Source organism: Paenibacillus ihuae (assembly GCF_001368795.1).
Classification (GTDB): domain Bacteria; phylum Bacillota; class Bacilli; order Paenibacillales; family Paenibacillaceae; genus Paenibacillus_AQ; species Paenibacillus_AQ ihuae.
The window spans coordinates 515233-537413 of the sequence record NZ_LN831198.1 but is presented as its reverse complement, the minus strand read 5'-3'; the positions used below and the strand labels follow the sequence as shown (position 1 = coordinate 537413).

12 protein-coding genes are annotated in these 22181 nt (G+C 41.1%); all 12 read right to left on the bottom strand.

Annotated features, from left to right (window positions below):
* Positions 1-67 precede the first annotated feature (67 nt).
* The gene (locus AQR02_RS02440) at positions 68-2554 is read right to left on the bottom strand and encodes a pPIWI_RE module domain-containing protein (protein ID WP_054939237.1); all 2487 of its coding nucleotides are present in this window, start codon (positions 2552-2554) and stop codon (positions 68-70) included.
* Positions 2551-5634, bottom strand: coding sequence for a pPIWI_RE_Z domain-containing protein (locus AQR02_RS02435; protein ID WP_054939236.1), 3084 nt, complete (start codon positions 5632-5634; stop codon positions 2551-2553). The genes AQR02_RS02440 and AQR02_RS02435 overlap by 4 nt, the downstream gene beginning before the upstream one ends.
* The gene (locus AQR02_RS02430; RefSeq protein ID WP_054939235.1) at positions 5631-6692 is read right to left on the bottom strand and encodes a restriction endonuclease-related protein; all 1062 of its coding nucleotides are present in this window, start codon (positions 6690-6692) and stop codon (positions 5631-5633) included. The genes AQR02_RS02435 and AQR02_RS02430 overlap by 4 nt, the downstream gene beginning before the upstream one ends.
* A gap of 112 nt (positions 6693-6804) precedes the next feature.
* Positions 6805-7218, bottom strand: a complete 414-nt coding sequence (locus AQR02_RS02425; protein WP_054939234.1) for a hypothetical protein — start codon at positions 7216-7218, stop codon at positions 6805-6807.
* 18 nt (positions 7219-7236) lie between these two features.
* Positions 7237-8730, bottom strand: a complete 1494-nt coding sequence (locus tag AQR02_RS02420) for a DUF2357 domain-containing protein (RefSeq protein WP_054939233.1) — start codon at positions 8728-8730, stop codon at positions 7237-7239.
* Positions 8705-10957, bottom strand: coding sequence for an McrB family protein (locus AQR02_RS02415; RefSeq protein ID WP_054939232.1), 2253 nt, complete (start codon positions 10955-10957; stop codon positions 8705-8707). The genes AQR02_RS02420 and AQR02_RS02415 overlap by 26 nt, the downstream gene beginning before the upstream one ends.
* A gap of 280 nt (positions 10958-11237) precedes the next feature.
* On the bottom strand, positions 11238-13406 hold the full coding sequence (locus AQR02_RS02410) for a Z1 domain-containing protein (RefSeq protein ID WP_054939231.1): 2169 nt from the start codon (positions 13404-13406) through the stop codon (positions 11238-11240).
* A gap of 176 nt (positions 13407-13582) precedes the next feature.
* Entirely contained in the window at positions 13583-14848 is a 1266-nt protein-coding gene (locus tag AQR02_RS02405) for an McrC family protein (RefSeq protein WP_054939230.1), read from the bottom strand.
* Positions 14845-17133 (bottom strand): AAA family ATPase, encoded by a 2289-nt coding sequence (locus AQR02_RS32975; protein WP_054939229.1) that lies wholly within the window; start codon positions 17131-17133, stop codon positions 14845-14847. Before AQR02_RS32975 ends, AQR02_RS02405 begins: the two co-directional genes overlap by 4 nt.
* Before the next feature lie 349 nt (positions 17134-17482).
* Positions 17483-20575, bottom strand: coding sequence for an AAA family ATPase (locus tag AQR02_RS02395; protein WP_054939228.1), 3093 nt, complete (start codon positions 20573-20575; stop codon positions 17483-17485).
* On the bottom strand, positions 20532-21728 hold the full coding sequence (locus AQR02_RS02390; RefSeq protein ID WP_054939227.1) for an exonuclease SbcCD subunit D: 1197 nt from the start codon (positions 21726-21728) through the stop codon (positions 20532-20534). The genes AQR02_RS02395 and AQR02_RS02390 overlap by 44 nt, the downstream gene beginning before the upstream one ends.
* Before the next feature lie 136 nt (positions 21729-21864).
* Positions 21865-22181 (bottom strand): DUF3109 family protein (locus AQR02_RS02385; RefSeq protein ID WP_209444113.1); only part of this gene is annotated, 317 nt, incomplete at its 5' end.

Sequence of the window (22181 nt, the reverse complement as noted above, 5' to 3'; positions counted from 1 at the left end):
AAAGACGACAAGAATGTCGTCTTGATTAATCTCAGCTTTATATTGCCTGTTCCTATAAGAATACACACTACACCAACTCCTCAACCTCCTCCCAAAACTCCACTCCCTCATCAAACTCCGGATCATAATTCTTCTCTTCTCCAGTTAAATATTTCGACAGAATTTTTGTGATCCGAATACCATAAGGATATATCGTGTGTTTATCGTAATTCAGACCTACTCTTCGAAGCTGATCAACTAAATTTGCCAAATCATCACGTTCCATCTCATCCAGCTCTCCCAGAGGAATGTACTCGACTGCTTTCTGCTGAAGCAGCAGTTTGCTAGGTGACAGGAACTTGATATCTTCGTTTCTCACACCAGACCATGCTCTTGGCCTTCCACCAACACCATAATAAATCCCTAGTGGATCTTTGAAAATCCCCGAAGCTTTGTTGAATTTCTCTTCAGCATCATCTTCAATAATTCTATATTGCGGCACATCATCCGTCATATTAACACGTATAAACTTAAGACGGGCATCATTTACTAGCCGTTCGCTCAGATAAGGAACTTTATCGTATTGAATGTCAGTATTTCGAATGACTGGAAGCCAGTCCTTTCTCAGAGTCGCATTGATCATTACTGTTAGCTGCTTTATATCTTGACCAAGCTCATTCTCAATAGCTCTTACCATAAAATCCAAAAAAATCTGTTTACTTTGATTCCCTTTACCCGGATTATCCAACATTTTGACCTGTTCCAGATAAAAAGGCGCCTCTCCTAAAGGTAGCCATGACTCAACTCCGAATATCTTCAACATCGTCTCTGTACCATCCATTTTTGATATGACAGGTAAATGTTTGTTGTCTGCTTTTAAAATATTAAATGACAGAATTGGACCGTAAGAATCTAGCTTGGTTACATTGTTGCTTAGGAAGCCTGCATCATTAAGTAAATCAAATAATGCATTGATTATGCGAGCAGTATCCCCCTTCTCATCTCCTGTAAGAGGATGTATGAACTGAGTAAGACGTCTTGCCTTTTTCATCCCTTCCCTTATAGCTCTCTTAGGATCACCGTTTTTGCTCCAGTTTTCTTTAGGCGCAATCTCCACTAATGCCAATGTCCGCTGATCCCCGGAAGTCCGTTCTTCATTAAGCAGCTTGTTAATTTGATTCACTCGCTTGATAAAGGCAACATCAGATTTATATGTTCCAACTTCCAGTTCACTTACAATTTCAATAGGATTGCAGTATACGAATTCTACGGTTACATCCTTATCGCAATTGAGCCCATAGACATTCTCTGAAATTTGACGATTAAAGATTATCGATTTATTTTCCAGTGATTTTTGTTCGGTCGTATAAACTTCTTTCATTGCAGTAAACATTGCTTCACTACTATAAACCTCAATAATAAGCTTTTCTGCTTGATGCGCGACAATAGGGAACCGAATGTCATTCATACGCTTACGAGGGATCTCCGGAATATGAAATAACGGTGTTAGATGATACATAGCAAGTACTTCTTTAAATTTATTAAACAGACCACTTTTCTCCGACAACCCGAGTCCTGACTTCACAAAGTTACCTTTGCCATTGAACGAATGATGATTGACTACATAGGCAGTAACTTCACCCTTTCCGTCCAGGAATGCAGCAGGGTTAGAGAGCAAACTATCCGGTTCGAGGGATTCTCCGTACAGAACATCCCAATACAAACCATCCAGGGCTGTTTTCCAGACTGCAAAAGGCGGTGTTCCCTGTCCACTACCAGCACGACGCTCAAACTGAAGCTGTGAGAAAGAAAGCTTCTCTTGCAATGTATACGGATTACGGACTGACACAAGAACTGAACAGGCATGATCCGCTTTTAAATAACAGGAACCTTCCTTAATTTGTGCGTTCCTCAAATACCGCCTTGTACCTACAGTTACAAGAATAAGCGGTCTATCAGCATCCCCACCACGATTCTTCAGTTCAACCTTCAGTACATAAGAGAAAGGATCGTGTTTCGGTGATTTCCTGATCGGAGTGGAGACACATTCATGCTGATTATTAAAGATCGTATGATGAAACTGGAGCGCCTCTACAATACCTTTCCCTAACTCAACTGTTCGCAGTTCTTCACAGAACTTATGAGCTGCCAAGCCAGGAAGCCACTGGTATTTATCAATAGATTCATGAAGCTCGCCAAATGTAGAAGTTTCCCATCCCAGCTCGGCCTCTTTAATTTCTTCCGGGAGATTCGCTTCTGAATATCCTTTCAAATATGCAAACCAGCCTAGAGTGAGCTTTTTAATATGAGACTCTGGAATTTCAACAGTAGATACAATCCATGGCAAGTCTTTTTGCAGTACTTTATTATTTAAATCCACATGAACAATCTCCGGAAATATGCTCTTAAGCTTTTTGCAAAGAGGTTCAACCTTATATGCAAGCTTGTGGTTTTGAGGTGTAGCTTGTGTAATAAAAAAATTGCGCCAGCTGTCTGGCATATGCATGACATGAATCGTTTCATGATAGAATACCGCTTCATTTACTTCCAGTGCAAAGAGCTCCATTCTGTTCATAGACTGCCTCCTATATTCATATTATTAATCGCTTCGCTAAAGGGCCCATATAAACTTTGGAAAATAGCATCCTTCTTGTTCTTGCGCATAATTGCTGCCCATACTTCAAGCATCGAATATCCTTCAGGGTTACCTGCTGGTTTAGCGTTGAACTTAGCATCACAGAAGTGGACACGGGCATCTAACCCTCCACGCAGCAAACGACCGATCATTTGCCATACCGGAACAAAAGTGTACCATCCCAGAATCTCTCTTTCTTTGGGACTTAAGATCGACCAGAAATCCGGTTTTATATACATATGCTCCAGCTTACTGCTGCTGATTTGCCGTAGCTTGGTAACCGCCTTATCGTAAACAAGGTTCTTTCCTTCTATTCGACGCATATATTCTGGCAAATACGCATGCAGGACCTGAACAAGATAATTCAGATCATTGGGTATGGGGTAAGGACGAACCAGAAAGAATACTGAACCGAAGAGCGCCTCTCCCTGTCTATCTAATATGTTATATCCCCGACCAACGGACAATAGGGGTACAATCAATATCTCAGCCCGTTCCCGATAAAAGGATTCGATCAATACTCTAGAATACTGATCTTCTTGGTGACCATCATCCCTTGAGAGCGCCTTATATCTGCCCTTCCAAATTCGATCATTCCGAAAAACACTGCATACTGTTTCAACGTCATCATAAGAGTTCACAACTAGTAATACTCTCCTGTTGTTACCTTCAGTTCTCCAGTGTTTCAGCTCATATTCAATATCTGGCTTTAGATGCTGCACCATCCCACTTAAATATTGATTTCTCTGTTCTGGATTACAAATACCTGACACGGCATAAAACCCTTCATTAACCTCATCAAGCACGGGCTTATAATTCATTTGAATAACTGAGCTTTGGCGGTTTGCTCTTAGCAACCATTCTGAAGGTGTCTCCAAGTCGTAATGAGCCGACTTCGGAGCATGACTGGTTCCTGAGAGAAATACAACTGCAGGACCTGCTTTCCCGTCACATTCTTGATACAAATTATGCCAATCATGAAGCAGCAGACGGCCCACAGCAGTATATTCAATCAGCTTGAATTTCCCGGTCTTTTCATTGTCAGGCAAGTCATATTTATATCCTAAGGTAATCCCGGTCATCGCTTCTTTCATAAATGCTTGATAATCCTTCTGCATAGTAAACAAAGGTGAGAAATTAATCGATAGGCCAAGTTTAGCTTGAATCATAGGAAACGTAGTTAAAATGTATTTGATACTCTCCTCTGCCCTACATAAGTACAGGAAGAATTCAAGCTGCGCAAAGAGCAGTTCTATTTTCACCCTTGGTTTTAGGACTCCTTTTACTTTGGATATAATCTGCTCCAGGAGTCTCTGCTTCTGCTCGGGGCTCTCTGCCTCTACAATCTCATCAACGATTCTTGAGAGTATTGGATCTTTGTATGGGTCTGAGGCGTATTCGCTGAAACGTTTGAATAACTTTGACTGTAGTTGAGTATTGTCAGAGAGTTTTTCACTTAGTGTGCCTGCCAATGCTGCCACCCGAATCAGATTATTCCGTATATCCTTCCGCAACGTCTGAGATAAGTCCAGCTTGCGATAAATTTGCCAGATCATCTGGTCAAGCATACGGAGTCTATCGTTCCACTCAATAATGGCAGAATCACCAGCATACTGACCATATTGTCCTCTAGTAAGTTCATTAGATTCATATCTTAACTGTTCAAAGATATCGTCAGCTGCCCCGAACACATTGTATTGTGTCAAAAAGGTCTCATCAAACTGCTTCTGCACCTGATCCGCTTCATCTACAAAAACAACATCAAGCAGGTCATACATGGCTTCGTAAATCGTTCTCTCCAAGGGATCAATCACTGCTGATATACGTGTCTTTAGAACACTCGGCGCAGTGGCAACCCATACTTCAGCATTCTGCAAGGAAGATAAATCTTTATATACACCACAGGCATGTGCAAGCGGACATTTCACAGATGTATCGTCTTGCTGCAACTGGACACAAGGATATCTGCTACTCCGATCATAATCTTCAGCCAACGCTTTAATGATACAGACATCAGATAAATGAATAAGTGACTCATGCTGCTGGCTCTTCCAATCACTAACCTCTTGAATGCCACTGCTATTCGCAAACAAATAGTTATTGAGATGATCTTCTCTGGAGGTTCTCCCAATAACAGGAACTGCATGTATTCCAAGCTTACGCAATTCTTTTACACGTTCAAGGGCCTGCATAACACTACCTTCAATGAAGCCTACCCTTGCACCCTCATGTTTTACCAGCCGGTAGGCTTCCATCATCATAAAAGTCGACTTCCCTGCTCCAAGCCCCCCACCAATGTGTTGATTCCCTTGATACACAAATTCTAGATCCATACCATCAAGCGATTCCAAAAGCACAGACTTGGCCCTACTTACCCACATGGCCGATGCTCCTAGGAGTTGATCCATCTCAGTTGCTAATACAGCTCCGTTATATGGGACCGAAAGCTTAAATATTCTTTTAGGCCGATACGCTGGCAGAGGTTTGACTTCATTGGAGAGCATAGATTCAGGGATTTCCCCCTGGAAGGTAATCCATTGCCCACCTCGAATCCTTCGAGAGTATGTAAACACTTTTTCATTAGCAAAGGGTTTAGCATTCAACTGGCGTGGGATGGAATGTTCAAGGATATTGCTATAGATAGAAGAACGGTCAATTAAATAACGCGGAGCAATACGAATCGCTCCTTCATCCTCCTTGATCTCGTATAACCGATACTCACTCCCGATTTCCATATAGGCATTGATTCGTTTCAAGAGATTCTTCTTGGTTCGCAGTTCAGGAAATAGAATTCTCAGCCGGGTGATGATGTCCGAGCGAGTGGTATGTTTCAGAATGGGTTCATTGTAACCAACCAAAACTGACCACGCTTGATGGATAGATAGCTTAGGATCGATCAAAGTACAACCTGTAATGAATAACTCCATGCTCACCAGAAGGTTAATTTCGGACTTACGCAGTTGAAGTGATTCAAACGCCTTGATGAAACCTTCGGAAAGATCCCAATAAGTCTGCCTCACAGAAACACCTTCTTCAGCGTGGATTCAATTTCTTTCTCCATAATCATTTCGATACATGCCCTAGCAGTTTCGTTTAGCAGATTCATACTTCGTTCACGATAAGATGCGAAGAGCTGGCTGCGATAATTCGGAACTACAATAAGGCATTTGTTCTTGTACTTTTCCAGGTAGGCAGGACTCTGATGATTGAAGAAATTAGCAAGCGTCCGTGGATCTCTAAAGTCCTTGACATCAAGAAAGATCCTTTTTCCATCTTCGGATACCAAGAGATCATATTCATCTACATTGGGATAGAGCTCAACCTGATATCCCTTACGAATCAATCGTTCGGCGATTCTAAGTTCAGATATTCCAGGCAGCAATACAAATCTTTGAATTCCGGGTACAAGCCGCAATACCCTTTCTTTACCAAAATCAAAAGAACTCATGCGCTCAAAATCAGCAAGCAGATGACAGATATCTTCCTTATTACAACGCCACCGGTCATTCTTATACTCCAGGGTCCATCCACAGTGGGGGCACTTCCGAAAGTTTGCCACCGCAGGTGTTATTTCTTCATAACATTGTTTGATCAAATTCGTTAGTTGAACATCAAGGAATGTATCAGCAAATTGGGACAATTGAAAGGAAGTAACTACGGCATTTTTTGGATTAGATAGAAACGTGCGGATGCGAGTATATTCCTGCTGAAGCTGTCGATCTTCTTCTCGGCAGTACATGAGGATCTCATACATAGTCTGTTGCTCAGCATCCTGTGGGGAGACATATCTGTTCAGGAACTCATCAGCATCCGGCGTTAAGCCAATGAATTCTTCTAACAAAGAAGCTTCTTCGGGGTAATAGTCTTGGAGATCAGGGATCCCCCATTCTTTGGAGGGGCGATGAAGAGTTTGCAGTAGATGATATAGATCAACCGGAGGTTGAGCTTTAGAAGCAGCTGTCTGTTCAATGAACAGCAGCATTCCCTTATAAAGCTCATCCGGAATCCTGCCATAGTCGCCCTGCCATTTGTTAATGCCTTTGATCAGGGACAGAAGAGTGTCATGTGTTTTAGCCATAGAGCACCATCCTATTAGAAGATTGATAGATATAGGATAAACTATGGGTGTGACTATTAGTTGTCAGCGAATGTATGTTCGAAATAAATTCCGATTCTGTGAGGTCACTAATTCAAGAAACAAATTCTGGCTGAACATAGAATTTTTCTCTATTCCCTTGAATCTCGATATGAGACTCCCAAACAAAAAATTTCCAATGTTCACCTATATGAGGTGTAAATACAATGTAATCAGGAGTTATCAATTTCCTAAGCTCTTTGAAATCTATATAATATACTTTGTTCCCCTCAAGTCTTACAGCCAAAATCGAAATATTAGCGTCATCTAAAAGTTCAACTTGAGCCATTTTCAAATCGAACCAACCACTACCTTTTTTGTGTATTTTAGAACCCGGAGTACATACAACAATGCGTTCGCCATTTTTGTTTCCCTCGAACATGATTTGTTTTCTTGTCATGGTTGTTAATTTACAACTGTACTTATTGCTTAAATGTTCGATTATTAGACCTTTATCTGGAATTGACATTTGCATCCTCCTGACTTTTTAAATAAGCCTTTCCTCTACCTCATGCACCAGTTTATCTACGCACATCTCTAGTGATCTCATGCCACCACCCGGCATAACCGTCATTGCCCCCATATTATATCTTTCGTGAAAATCTGCCGTGAAATAACGAAGTTCATCGCTCTGAACAGGGGTCAAGATATAAACGCTCTGAACTGCACGTTCGTCGTTATGGCGTAGCAAAATTCCATCCTTGTACTTATGCATTTCTCCAAGTGCTGTCCCCAAATTGCTAGCTACGCGGTATTTAGGATCGAGAATATATAGACGTTCTCCTGCATCAATAACAATGTCGGGGACCATCTTCTGTGTAAAGGTGTAAAAGTGCGGTGAATTACTTTGAAATACCCGTTGATAGGATAGTTGCATACCATTCTTTAACTGGACAACACTCTCGTTGTGCTCTGCAAAATGAAGGAAAATCCCTTCCCTTCTGGTTCGGAATAACCTACTGCTGTCTTTTAATAAGCCCTTTTCCCGAAAAAGCTTCACAAGTTGCATATAACACCATATCTCATATAGCGCAAAAGTTTCTCTCAGCGGATAATTGTAACTCATGCCGATTCGTTCTTTCCCATGCTTGTATAAGCGATCAAACCATTGATAGCACTGTCGGTATACGGGATGTTTTCGAAACACTTGGGATATTCGGATCACAGCTTGGTAGGGAGTTACTTGCTGAAAAAAAGGATCTCTTAGCCAATACCCTACTTTATCAGCATAGGCTTCAGCTCTACTTGCAAATTCTGCCGGACTTGTATTCCCGTACAGCTTCAGCAGATTTCTCAGTTCCATCAGTTGCCGCTTTATCAGCCTATTCTCATATGTGTTGTAGTTATCTTCTCGCATAGAAGATTTCACTGTTTTCGGTATGGTTCCATTAGGGCTCCGCCCTCTATTTCGTTCTACCCAGACCAGTGTTCGCGTATCCACTACCTTGACTCGATCCCGTCTCATTTGTTGTTCATGGGCTTGAAGTACCCTAGTCGGGTTCTCAATCACGTGTCGGATCATGGTTGCAAGTGAAGAGAACGATGCTTCAATATAGCTCCATTGTGCCAAAGAAAGCTCACGCGAACGATCATCGGCATCAACTCCCAGTTCAATCCCCGAATGCTCGAAACAAAGCGACGCTTCCTGTAAAATCTCACTTAACATGAGGTGATATTGCTCCTGCGTCATTTTCCGGGTATCCGAATAAATATAAGTATCAAATACTACTCCATTAATCACTAAAGTGACCTGGCCGCTATAAAAAGGTGTCGTTAATTGACCATAAACTTCTCCTTCACAGATTCGATTTGGGAAATGCCGCAAACCGCAAAACTGGACCGAAGGCTGCGGTTCCAAGTCTTTCATTACATACTTCCAATCGTAGGTAGTCGCTTCGATTAAGTAGGCATCTTCCAAGGTAACCCATGCTTCACCATTTAATCGGAGCAGAAAATCACCGCCAGAACTGTGTTGCTCCATAACGTACAAGCTCCTTCTCCATACGAATAATATGACCGTAACTTACTGATTCTTCATTCAAATTTTCAGAGAAGGTTTCTTTTAGTTCTTTAAGCAGATCAGCTATCCGATCATCACCTCTAAGTTTCGGAAGCACCTTCTCCGCAATAACACGATCCAGCATAGCCTTTCTTGAGCCCTGATGTTCAACATCTAACGCAAGATAGCTGCTCATTTTCTGAATCATCTCATTCATTGTCCGGTATCCAAAATGCAGGTGATAAGGAGCCAACAACCCATTCAGTAGCTTCAAAAATACAAATTCGTTCTGCAGTTCCGCTCTGACACCATCATCTACACGACTCCAAAAAGTTTGCAGATCCACCTCGCTTAATGTCATAACGAATGCACGATCTAATACCTTGTCCGAGATACTATGTGTTGTTTCATCTACATTTATCGTTCCAATAAGATATACATTCGGCGGTATTTTAATTTTGGAAGGAATCAGTACTAGGTCATCTCGATTATGCAAAGGAATTTCATGATGTGATTCCACCCCGCTCAGATAATCGCTTAAATAATACTCGACCCGGGCTAGATTCATTTCGTCGAGTACAATAAAATGTGGTTTCTCGCGCTCCTCTTGAGCGTGAAGGATCGCCTTTAAGAATTCTGTCATAATATATCCATTCTCAAAAGAGCTGTAATAGCCAAACAAAGCAGTCGCATCCGTCCAATCCGGACGAACAGGTATTATAGATAAATACGGATTGTCAGCTTCATAGGACAAACCATATACTGCATTTGCGTAGAGTTTAGCTAGCTGTGTTTTGCCCGTTCCCGAAATACCGCTTAGAATAACAAAATGCTTATCGTTCAAAGCTGTCAAATTCAGATGTAGGTCACGGATTAAATCTTTATCAAAAGTCAGGGAACAATTCTGAATCGTCTCATAAATAACTGAAAAATTAAAATTGCTGTTGTACTCAACAATCTCCGTTGAATGATCATCGTTTGCCGAATCATCATCCACCGGTTCAACACTTGGAGCAGTGGTCTCGAGAAATTTAAATCCTCCACGCCCGCCCACATGAGCGAACAAAAGGGCAGCACAAGCGAATCTCCCTTTAATTTCGGCTAGCTCTTCTTCAAACTGCTGCTTTATATTGTTGTATGTACCTGTCAGATATTCATTATCATTACGTACCGGAATACCATTCTGACGTAGTAAATCAAGCGCGCGAAGCTTTAATACCTCGTTATCTTGGTTTTGCATTTTAAATGATTTTTTAATCCACCATTCCTTACGATCATCATCAAGAAGACCTGATACGTTTGCATAAATATGATTATAACCCTCTACATTCACTGCAAGCACCGGTTTGTTTATTGCTGATCTCACATCATATTCACTATAGTAAAAGTAGCCTTGTACAATCGTCTGCCCATCCCGCTTTAATGTGAATTCCTGTTCCCGAGTTCCCGACTTCTCATTCTCAAGAGTTCCATAATGAATCTGATAGGGATATCCAAACAGCGAAACCGAATAACTCGTCTCCACCGAAGCAATCAATGCCATAATATGCGAGGATTTAGCACTTTGCGTTCTATCCTCAAATACATAATTCCGTAGTGAAGCCGTCTTCTCCCATATAACTCTTAACATATTTACAATATCAGTGCTCTGATACTCACCTTCCAGAGGAAGTGCTAGACCAAAATAAACCCAGGGTCTGGTTCTTGGTTTAATCATTGCAGTTAAAGTCTGTTCCAATTCAGATCGTTCAATTTCATTTTTCGTGAAGGAACCTGTTCTGGTGAATGTTCTGATCTCACTATCCAGTTCACTTAACATCGAATTCAGACGACCAGTCTTAATCAACTCATAGACTTGATAAAAACTTAGTTCTATATTGATATAAAACTGACGCTCAACACCGTTAAACTCGAGTGTTAGCAGATTGAACTCTTTGTTCCCTGTATTGCCAACGATTTGAGCAAAATACTTTTTGCCTATACTCGTATCTTTCTTTTGCTCTGCATATTTAGGATTTAACGAGTCATGATAGGTGGTCACTAACGTTTGACCGTATGTAGCAATTCTATAATCCTGACCAATTAATTCCCCAGCCAACTGATCTAATTCTGATTTCCAGAACTGATCCATGGTATCATTAACTTTTTTGCATCGTTCCGTGGTATTTTCAATATCGAAGATTTGCTGATATTGAGATAAGTTGATCATAATGAGCTCCTTTGAATGTTCGAATTATTTAACATTTATTTATAACTGCCACCATATTTTATAACTCTAATATTCTGTATGTATTTGACAGTCAAGGGGCTCCTAGCAAGGACTTATTCTAATAATCTGCTAGGATACATACATGCTTAATCAATAAACAATTAAATTTGTACTCCTACAATAAAAGCGATGCAGTATTATCATACATTTCCATGACAATTCCGCATCTCTTTCATTCTCTCATTCGATCTCAATCAATATCAGATAAATTTGTTTTCAATTAATCCGACACTTCTTCACTCGTAAATACTGCCGTCCGCGTATCTGCCGGTGTAACTAATACAGGCCACCAGAAGGGATTGCCACTCCATCCTTTCTCAACCTCACCCTCTTGACGGAGCAGAACTAAGGCTGGGATGTCTTGCGCCACATCACGAGCCTTGTTTTTCTCTTGATAAGAATCCGGCGAGTTTTCAAGTCGTCCATCATTTTGTTTGAGCCTTTGCGCCTGACGTTCTTTGCGCACCAAAACCCAAACCTTCCCTTGACGTTCCTGTAATGTGGTAGAGCGATTACTTAAAAACTCAAGACTTGATATGAATGCTTTTTGATCCCAGTTATGACCTTCCTTAAAAGTACTCTCGATTAATTTGATCATTTCAATTACTTCATCAAGATCCATTAGGAATGGCTCATCGAAGTTATTGGTTTTACTACCTAACATTTTATCAATCTGAGAAACAGCCTTTTGCATGTTTGTTTTGGCTTTAAGTTCAAAACCAACAGGAAGTAGGCGAGATGAGGGCTTAAGCGTAGTGATGCTAGATAACAACAACTTATTGGGCGAGCAAGGTACTATTTTGTTTTTTGTATCCTTTTGTATAAATATCACACCATTATTTTGGTTCCCTCTTTCAAAAGCTTCACGCAATGCAGTATCGAAATCGTGGATTTTTTTCATGATATCGTAAATAGGCTTGGTCGTATAAAACCTGGTAACAATTAAATCTTCCATTGGGCGGGCTCCAAACATACGGGAATGCTGCAGTACCGTATCCTGCTGAAATGTTTTTGGTCTTCGACCATAATAAAATCCAATTAAATTCCCTATTGTTATGCCACGGTCTAAGATTTGTCCACCAATAAAAATGTTCAGTGGAGTACGTAATTTCAATTGACCTGTTTCGTCCAGAAGTTCCTTCACTTCTTTTTCTGAGTTCACTACCATTGTCATGATGTGCTCATCCAAAAAAGCCTTCCGCACTTCTTTTTTAACCGATTCAATAGTAGGTATTTCTAAATGATAGAGATCAATTGATTCTTTAAGGTTATCGTAGGCTTCCTCAACTAATTCATTATATCGTGGCATATCTGCCTTGCATTCCTCATTTAACTTATCGCAGATTGCCAGGATCACATCATCTTGCCAACCATGAGAGGATTTATTTTGTTCGGTATGAATGATAAAGCTGAACTTCTTTTCCACTTCATTTAATTCTCTGTTCTGCAATCGACGAATGGAGCCACCAACAATAAAGTTGACGATAGCTTCACGGAGTGTTTTAACTTTAGGACTAATAAGACAATCTTCAATTTTAAATGATCGACGATCTGATTTTTTCAGAGCTTCCAATTCACTTTCACTAACTTCTTCAAACAAATGTTTCGAAATGGAGTCACTGCCATCATCATTCTGATCAAAGTAAAAATCGCCACCGATGTACCGGTTATGTATGGGAACTAATTTAGTAAAGGCAGGTCGAATGGGCTTGAATTCCAGTTTTTTGGATTCAATCGTCAATTCTTCAGGCTGAAGATAGAGAGAGTATGGCGTTGCTGTAACTTGGAGAAAATCGCACTTACCAGCTTTTTTACGAAATTCATCTATGCTACCGGCAATTTTTTTAATTTCCAGACCTTCAGCTTTAGACTTATTAAAGCCAAGACTGGCATAGTCAGCTTCATCATCAATTATTAATATTCTCTTTTCTCCAAGTAACGGGTATTTCTCAAAGAATGCATTATGGAGTCGTTCCATGTTACGCTTTTCCTTTTTCACAACAAAGACAAGTTTTTGGTTAAGCACATAACCCCGGAGACCACTTGGTACATTCATGATGTCAAAAACTTGCATTTTATCATTTTGAATGAGTTCATGAAATTCACTATTTAGACGCTCAATCGTCTGCTGTGCAAGTGCAATTGTTCCTTTGGTAAGTATTATAGTCACATCGAAATCATTATCATAAGCAAGACCCATAATTCCAATAAATGTCCGAGTTTTACCTGACTGAATTTTCCCGAGTAACATTCCCGGACGATTAGCGCTTGTATTATTCTCATGTAACTTAGCAACAGTTTCCTTAATACAGGTCTCCAAGGGCTCGTTATATCCATTTTTTTCCTTTAGTGTATTATAAAAAATCCCTGTTTGCATTGTCTTTAACATACTCTTGCTCCTTAAGTAGGTGTATTTAATGAATACATTCTAACAAATCCCATTGACCACTTCCTGTCAGTAAACGGGTGTTCTATTTAATGAATTCAGTGTACAGTTACTACCCATCCGGTCTATTTGTAAATTTCCGAATAATAAACAGAATTCTGCCTATGTCCTGTATCTAATTAATCTAATAATTCTAAAGAACCTACTATGTCGCGAAGTTCACTCTCAGCAACCTGCTCATTCTCATATTGGATAGAATATACCTTAATCTTTTTCCCAGACTCTCCTTCTAGATGCCAGGATTCCAAACAGCTGTCGCATGATGCAATTCCATCATGGTGAGGGTAGAGTAATACTACCTCAGTAACTTTTTTGTAGCGAGTTAAATAAGCATACATCTGGTAAAAGTCTTCACGTTTCACCCCATGCCGGGGACGCTGAGAGTGAATCATTTTCCACTTAGTGTCGATAATGATTTGTTTCCCGTTTGGCCGGGCGACCAATAGGTCCGGTTCAAGCTGGAAGACCCCCCTACTGTTTCTCTCGTTGACGAGCAGTTTATAGCTTCTATCCTTTACCGTAACCTCGTCCCAATTCTTACGTACCAAATAAGCAATATAGGCCTCAAACAAATCATTCATTTTAAACAAGATCGAGCTATTCTTATTTCTACCTGGGGAAAATACAGGTGCTGACCGGCCAACTAAAAGTTTAGCAAGCTGGAAGCTATCTTGAAAACGGACGTTCGTTCGATCGAATCGTATACGATCCAACTGATCGTAGTTAAATAGCCTAGAATCTACTTCATCCAATAATACCTCACTGCTCATAGCTCGCTTCTTTGTCGAGGGGAACTTGGATTGAGACATAACGATTTGTAGCGCAGCTCTGAACGCTTGATTTAATGGATTGTCTATTTGAAACTCGTCGTATATACAACTAACCCCCGGCTGCATCATGGCTTCCCGAAGAAGTTGTCGATTCATGTTAATCTTTCCTCTAACGAGGTGAAGCTCGCCGTATTCTCTCTGATAGGTCTTAAATACTCCCTTTCTAAGTTCTAGAGCGAGCTTCTCCGTGAATAAACTAGCAATAATCTCGAACAAGTTCATTTTCTCAATCATCAGCTGACTGACTTGGCTCTCGTGGATGTTTAAAAATCCGGAACGCTGAAGCATTCGTAACAACACTTGTCTCGAGTGACGAACATCATTTCCAGATACCTTAGGTAAGATTTCTATTGAACACGATCTCAATTGTATAAACCCTACATAATTGATAAAGGTAATCTCGTTTCGGGAGAATTGTATGCCGTCTTCCTCTAAATCATGTTTTATTACGTAGGCCGCAAGTTCATCAGCTTCTAACGACGTAAGACATTCTTGATTCCCCGTATCTGATATCAGAAGTGAATTGAAGCATTCAGTCACGACAAGATGTTTCATTCCTCATCGTCCTGTTCAGCTTGATTCTTAGACATGTTATAAATCCGCTTGAGTGCATCCACTGTCGGGTTTGTTTGGACGAAATAACGAGCTTTAATAGGTTCGAGGGAGCCAGATTTCTTAGCAAATAGCTTATCAGCTTGCATCACAACTCTGTTCAGAAAATAAGAATTATCTCTAGGCTTCCCTGAACCTCCTAATACGAGTTCGATTTGCTCCCAATCATCATAGAAATACTCTTGCAGAAGCGGTATCACCTTACTTAGCATCACTGCAATATAATTCTCAATCTGAGGGTTATCCATCAAAAAATAGGCATGTCCGATCACATGGTCCCGATCATATAAATATTCAATACGTTGATTTATTGTTTCCACTAATAACTTGATATTCACTCCTTCCACATCTGATGGAAGCAGCGAGTAGTCCGGCAACATCTCAACGAATTCAAATCTTCTTCGCAAAGCGGTATCAATTAAAGAAATAGAGCGATCGGCTGTATTCATTGTGCCAATAATATGAACATTGGAAGGCACACGAAGACGATCCCCCGAGTATGGGAGTGTGACTGAAAGTTCATTTTTCTGGTTCGTTCTCTTGTCCGGTTCGATCAGTGTGATCAATTCCCCGAAGATCTTGGAGATATTCCCCCGATTAACCTCGTCAATTATGAGGATGTATTGTTGATCTTGCTCTCCCTGCTCTCGTATGCCCGAAATTAATTCCTTTATGCTGTCCATGTTTAGGTCTTTCTTATCGAACATATAGATTGTTTGTTGTGAAAAAAACTTTTCTCGCAAAACGCTTTGCACGGGGAGCATGGCTTCATTATTTTCGTACAGCCACTGGACTCCCCTGAATTGATGATAAGCAATTGGCGAGTCTACTCTGTAGTTGTATTCGCTAGTTATTTTCCCAATCGCTCTAACCTTCTTATTGCCATGCGAGATGACGACGATATCTCCGATTCGCATCCAATGCTTAAAACGCTCTACAAACTCTGCTCCGTAAGGGTTTTCGTCCGGCAGTTGGGATTCATACAATCCACGTATTGCTTGCTTGTTTTGGCATTTAGAGAAATCGACATTCTCCCCCCAACCTAGAGCGATCTCATTGTTTGAGATGCAGTAATCATATACCTCATCCTCATCACTATTCCCCGTATTGCCTAGGGACATTTTGAAAAACTGGGTTTGATCGGGGTCGAATTTATAAGTTTCTCTAAGTTCAGAGTAGGTTGCCCGTGCCGCGTTACATAATCTTTTGAAGATGCCGTCTTGAACTTCATACTGCTTCTTTTCATCACTGAACCGAATTCCCTCCACGAACTCTTCATAGCTATACGATTGATGAAAGGTGCAGAACATAATATGATTGCTGTCTACATACTGGTTAAAAAGAGCTACAGCCTCATCTCGGAGTTGTGGATTCGTAATGATATCAGAATCAATTTCTGGGTTTAGAATGGATAAGGCTTCATAGATAACATTGTAGGTTTTTCCTGTCCCTGGCGGACCATATAAAATTTTGTTTATAGGTTGGCTATTGCTCATAACAGTCCTGAACCCTCCAGTTACATTCTCATATTTATCAGTCATATTAACAACATGATAAACATCCAATAAGTCTTGAACGTTGTATCCCTTTTTCTTAGCGTAATTAAGTATCATATTTGCCACCTGGTTATATAAAGTATATCTTTCCACCACATCGTTAGGAATGATAAGGCCAAGGTGCTCTCCAAATGAATCGAAATTTTCTTTTGGTATATAGAGCACATATTTATCAGGATTATAAGATGCTAGTAACATGGCTAACAATGGAACAGGTACTTCATTTGTTTTAGGTTTGATACTTCCATGTGCCTCTATCATTGCTCGATACTGCTCTCTGAATCGCTCTTTGATTTCAACCGTAATACCTTGCTCTAATAAATCTTGCAATAAGTTCAAGATGACAACCAACTCAGAATATTGCAATATGCGCCTGAAATTATCCCGCCAGATCCATCCCTTGAACAACTTATATATATTCTGATAGACTTTTCTATTTTTGCCTTCTCCTGTAGTAACTTGTATTAACCGGTCAATCATATGCTGCGAATCCATTTCCAAATTTCTGAGAATCGGACCGATTACGGACATGATTTCAACCTTTAATTGACGTTCATTCTGATATTCCTCCTCATTATTTACCCGGTACTTATTAAACCTCCGAAGGCTTTTATCCAATAAACTATAGTTAATGTCATGTAATGAAACGCCATTCTTAATCGAATCACTCATTATATATACTCCTTGACTTGTAACTATAAAAATTAACACTTGAAACTATCGGTTCTTCCCGACTTATTCATGAAAAGTTACCAAAGAAGATAACCCTATAGCTCATAGATATCTATAAATAGACATTACGACAAAAATAGAAGTATGTCGACCAAATATTCCCTTTAGATTTTTTGCTTCTAATTTCATTGTGCATAACCACCTCTACTAGTCCCCCAATGTTTAATAAACGGAAAAAAAATGAACAATCGAAGTTCGTCTCTTTTCTGGTTTTTTAGTTTAATTTTTCAGCGTAGGACTTAAAGAAAACCGATTATACATCTCACTATAAATATAAACAACGATTTAATTAACTCACATCAAAATTGGTATAACTATACCCTTCTCTAGTTTTCTTCACCTCCAGGATTGCCGGAATTGCGCTCTTCAGCTCTTGGACATGTGAGATTACACCAATCATTCGGCCGGACTGTTGCAGGTCAATCAGAGTATCAATAGCCTTGTTCAGAGACTCTTCGTCCAGTGAACCAAAACCCTCGTCGATGAACATGGTTTCTAGTGAAACCCCGCCATCATAAGCTTGAATAACATCTGCCATTCCGAGCGCTAGACACAGCGAAGCATTAAACTTTTCTCCACCGGATAATGTCTTTACATCCCTCAATTGACCGGTATAATTGTCATACACATCAAATCCAAGGCCACTTTGCTTACCGCGTTTCTCCATACGGTCGCTGCGGACAAGATAGTATTGTCCTCCGGACATCTTTTGTAGCCGATGGTTTGCATTGTGAATAATTTTATCTAAAAACTCAATTTGCAGATAGCGTTCAAAGGAGATCTTACTACTATTCTCTCCGCGCACAACATCATACAAATCTTTCACGACTTGGTACTCACGTTCAGCCTCTTGGCAGCTACGCTCAGCCTCAAGAATATTCGCCTTATATTCCGAGCCTTTATCAAAGTTATTCCCGGCTTGGATAGACTCCGCGCGAACGATATCAATAGATTGCTCCAGATCATCTAGAAGCTTCTGCAGGATGGCAAGATCTTGACGTTCTTTACCTGCCAGCGTGGAGGTTAATTCCTCAATTTGCTTGGTTACCGATGACAATGAGGCCTTGTGCATTTCAATCTGACTCTTCAGCTCAGCTTGAGCACTATTGCTCATCTTCGCTGCTTTATAGCTTTCTTCTGAAGCGAACCCAGCCTGCTCTAACGCTCCGACGTAGCTTTGAAGAGCCTTGTCCTTATTGGTAGTCGCTTCACTCTTCCCATTCTCAGCATTGACTCGGCTTGCAGATGCCTTGATATTCCGTTCGTTCGCTTCCAGGTATTGACCCTGTGCTTGCTTCCACGCGTTCTCCAGTTGTTTATTGTTAACCTCTGCACTCTTGATATGCTGTTCTAATTTCCCGAGACTACGTACTTCTTCTGGCAAGCTGGATAACGATTGATCAAATAATGCTTTCTCAGTTACATATTCAGTATTTTTGCTATTGAACAAATTTAGCGTATGTTCCTTTTGTTTGCGTAACTCCTCCAATTTGCTGTCCAGTGTATCTAGTGCTTGCTTGAGTGGAGCCAACATAGAATTCTCTTCCTTCAGTTGCTTCTCCTCTTCAACCAGTGCCTTCCCCTCTATTTGCAGATCAGCGTAGACTGTCTGAATCCCTTCTAACGGATATCCCAGTTCAAGCAACTGTTGCTGCTTCTCTTTAATCTGCTGTTCAGTAGTTGTGAGCTTCGCCTTTACTTCGAGGTGTTTTTTTTCATATGAAGATTTCTCCTTACGCATTCGCTCAAGCTCTTCTTTGGTAGGAATGTCGCCGGTGGCAGCAGCTTTTTGGGGATGATCAAGACTTCCGCAGACCGGACATAACTCACCATCATGAAGATGACTTGCAAGCAATCCTGCTTGCCCTTCAATCCAGCGTTCCTCAATTGCAGAATACGCCTGATCCGCTTGTTCAAATGACCCTTTATTCTCTCTTTCTTCTGCTTGTTCTATTGTAAGTTTGTCTAACAGGCCGAGATATTCTTTCATAGTTACAGCCTGCTGTCTTAACTGGCTAAGCTTCTCAGTCTTTGCCGGCAAATGAAGAACCTTATCTTCCAGTTCCTTAACTTGCGCTGCTTTAGAGAGTCGATCGCTCTGCTTCTTCTCCAGCTCAACAATTGAGCCGTTCAGCTGCTTAGACAAGGTATCCACTTCTATCGTAAGCTTCGTGACTCGTTGCTGTCTCTGGTCAATCTCTTTTACTGCCGGGAGATATCCTTGAAGCCGATCCAGTTCACGTAAAGATTGATTCCGTAATTCTTCCTTTCCTTCCTCCTGCTTATAGAGAGCAATAGCCGTATTGAGGGCAGTTTCAGCCTGCAGGCATTCTGTAAGCGCAGCTTCGAGCAACTCGCTTTTACGACTTAGTTCATCCGTCATTTCAATATTATGTTGTTCATAGACCTGAAGGTGAACCGCTTGCTCCGCCAGAGACAGCTGCACTGTTTGCTGCTTGATAACATCTTCTTTCGCTACTAACTGTTGCTTTACTTCAGCTTTCTGATCTAACAGATCAAATTGTCCATTCACCGCTTGTACTTGATGATAAACAGCCGTATGTTCTTGGAATTTGGTCATTTCAGCTTGCAGCAACTGCTTCTTTTCTTTCAGTTGCACAGTATAATATTCAATCTCTTTATCCAATGCTTCAAGCACTTGATAAGTATTGTAGTTCTCCTGCTCAAAAACCTTGTATAAGTCAGAGGCTTCACGCCCACCTAGAGCACCTTTCACATTACCGATATGATATTCCAGCATCTTCGCTTGCTCCGAGCAAATTTGCTGCATATCCTTGCGTTGTTCATTCAAATGGTCCGCGACCTGTTTATATAACCCTGTCTTAAAAATCCGGCGCAAGATCTCTTCCTTGTTCTCTGTCTCTGAGGTGAGCAGCTTGCGGAATTCACCCTGTGGCAGCATAACGATCTGACTAAACTGCTCCTTGGTGAGTCCAATAAGTCCGCGAATTTTCTCATCCACCTGCGACACGATAAAACGATCGACAATGGGGACAGCCTGTCCACCGCTGATTTCGTACAGTTCATAACTATCTCCTGTCGCACCTTTATTTCCGGTCTTTACATGGGCTAACTGCCGAAATACACGGTACGTCCGACCTTTCAGCTCAAATTCCAAATCAACAGACGTGTGGACCTGGTCATCGGCGAAATGGCTCCGGAGCATCTTGTTATCATTTCTATCTTCACCACTTGCATCTCCGTACAAAGCGAAACAGATCGCGTCAAAAATCGATGTCTTCCCGGCCCCCGTATTCCCTGATACGACAAATAACCGGTGCTCTTTAAGCTCGGAGAAATCAATAACCTCTGTATCCTTATACGGCCCGAACGCCGTCATTGTCAGCTTGAGCGGTCTCATAACGCTCACCTTCTTTCTCCAGGATTTCCTGCAGCGTTTCGATAAACAACTTCTCTGTTTCTGGCGATAGCTCTGTTCCTCTTACGTCTTTATAAAAAGCTTTAAACAGCGACAGTCCATCCATCTTTGCTCGTCCTTCAACCACCTGTGGCTCCCCAATCAACCCTGGGATTGTCATCTTGCGTTCTACATGCATTGCGTTTGGATAGACCGAGCGTACCCGTTCCATTGGCGATGACACCAACAATTCATCCAGCAAGCGGACGAACACATAATCCTCATTAATGACATGCTGCTCAATATCTGCGATGAAACCTTCGACGGTCCGCATGTCGCGTCGTGGTGTCAGCAATCTTTTCTCAATCGTTGTCTCTCCGTGTTCATCCAGATGGACAATTAAATATCCCTTGTTATGAAGTTCTTCCGAAATGGAATACTTCAGCGGTGAGCCAGCATATCGGACCGTTTCGTTTCCAACATGATGTGCCTGATGCAAGTGACCTAATGCGGTGTAATGGAATCCGTCAAAAAATTCGGAATTTACATGTTCAGCCCCACCGATCGACAGCGGCCGTTCAGAATCACTGGTATTATCCTGTGCTTCACCGCCAGGTGTTACAAAAGCATGTCCCACAAAAATATGGCGGGCGTTCGGGTCCATCGTGCTTTTAATATCCTCCGTAATCTTCTGCATGGCATCGTTATGTGTTCTAATACTCTCATCACCTAGTAAATAACGTACTTTCCCTGGCTCAGCATAAGGAATGAGATGGAAGTGAACTTCACCATACTCATCACTCAAGACCACAGGCTCCATGGAGGTATGAAGTTCTCCGGCGATATGTAGCCCCGAGGCTCTCATAATGGTGCTGCCGAAGTCGAGACGGCTTGGACTGTCATGATTACCGGCGACGGCGAGTACAGGAATTTTCAACTGCAGTATAATCTTCTGCAGCACTCTATCGAGTAATTGCACTGCTTCCGTCGGTGGGACGGCACGATCGTATAGATCGCCTGCGATGATGATGACATCAGGCTGCTCTATTTCAATATCCTTGATGAATTGTTCAAGGATGTAATGCTGATCCTCTGTCATATAGACGCCTTGTACCAGCTTGCCTAGGTGCCAGTCTGCTGTGTGGAAGATTTTCATGGTTTTCCGTCCTTTCGTATAATTCTTTCGCTTAACTTAACGGTTATACGTTTCCTTGTTTTATGTCACTCTATTATAAACAAAAGTTCGCTGACAGAAGGTTGTCAGCGAACTTTTGTTCTCATTTGAAGTGAGTCTACTTTTTATTATTCATTATAGTTTCAATTTTCAATATTTCATTATAATACTTTTTGTACCATATTTCCCCATTATTATCATGACTTCCACAGGTGACGTACTTCGTATATCCCGGATAAGTTTCATCAACATAATCCGGGTCGATTTGATCTTGTGCTGGTGGGCCACTTATCAGACCGTTTTCCATACTTAATGGAAATACCCAGCAAGCTAAAGGTTTATATTTCCAGGGATGCATATCGTTCTCAGTGGCGGCTGCCTGCAAAGAACATAGTCCAGTATCATTTGAAAAAACACATCGAGTTTGATCAAAGT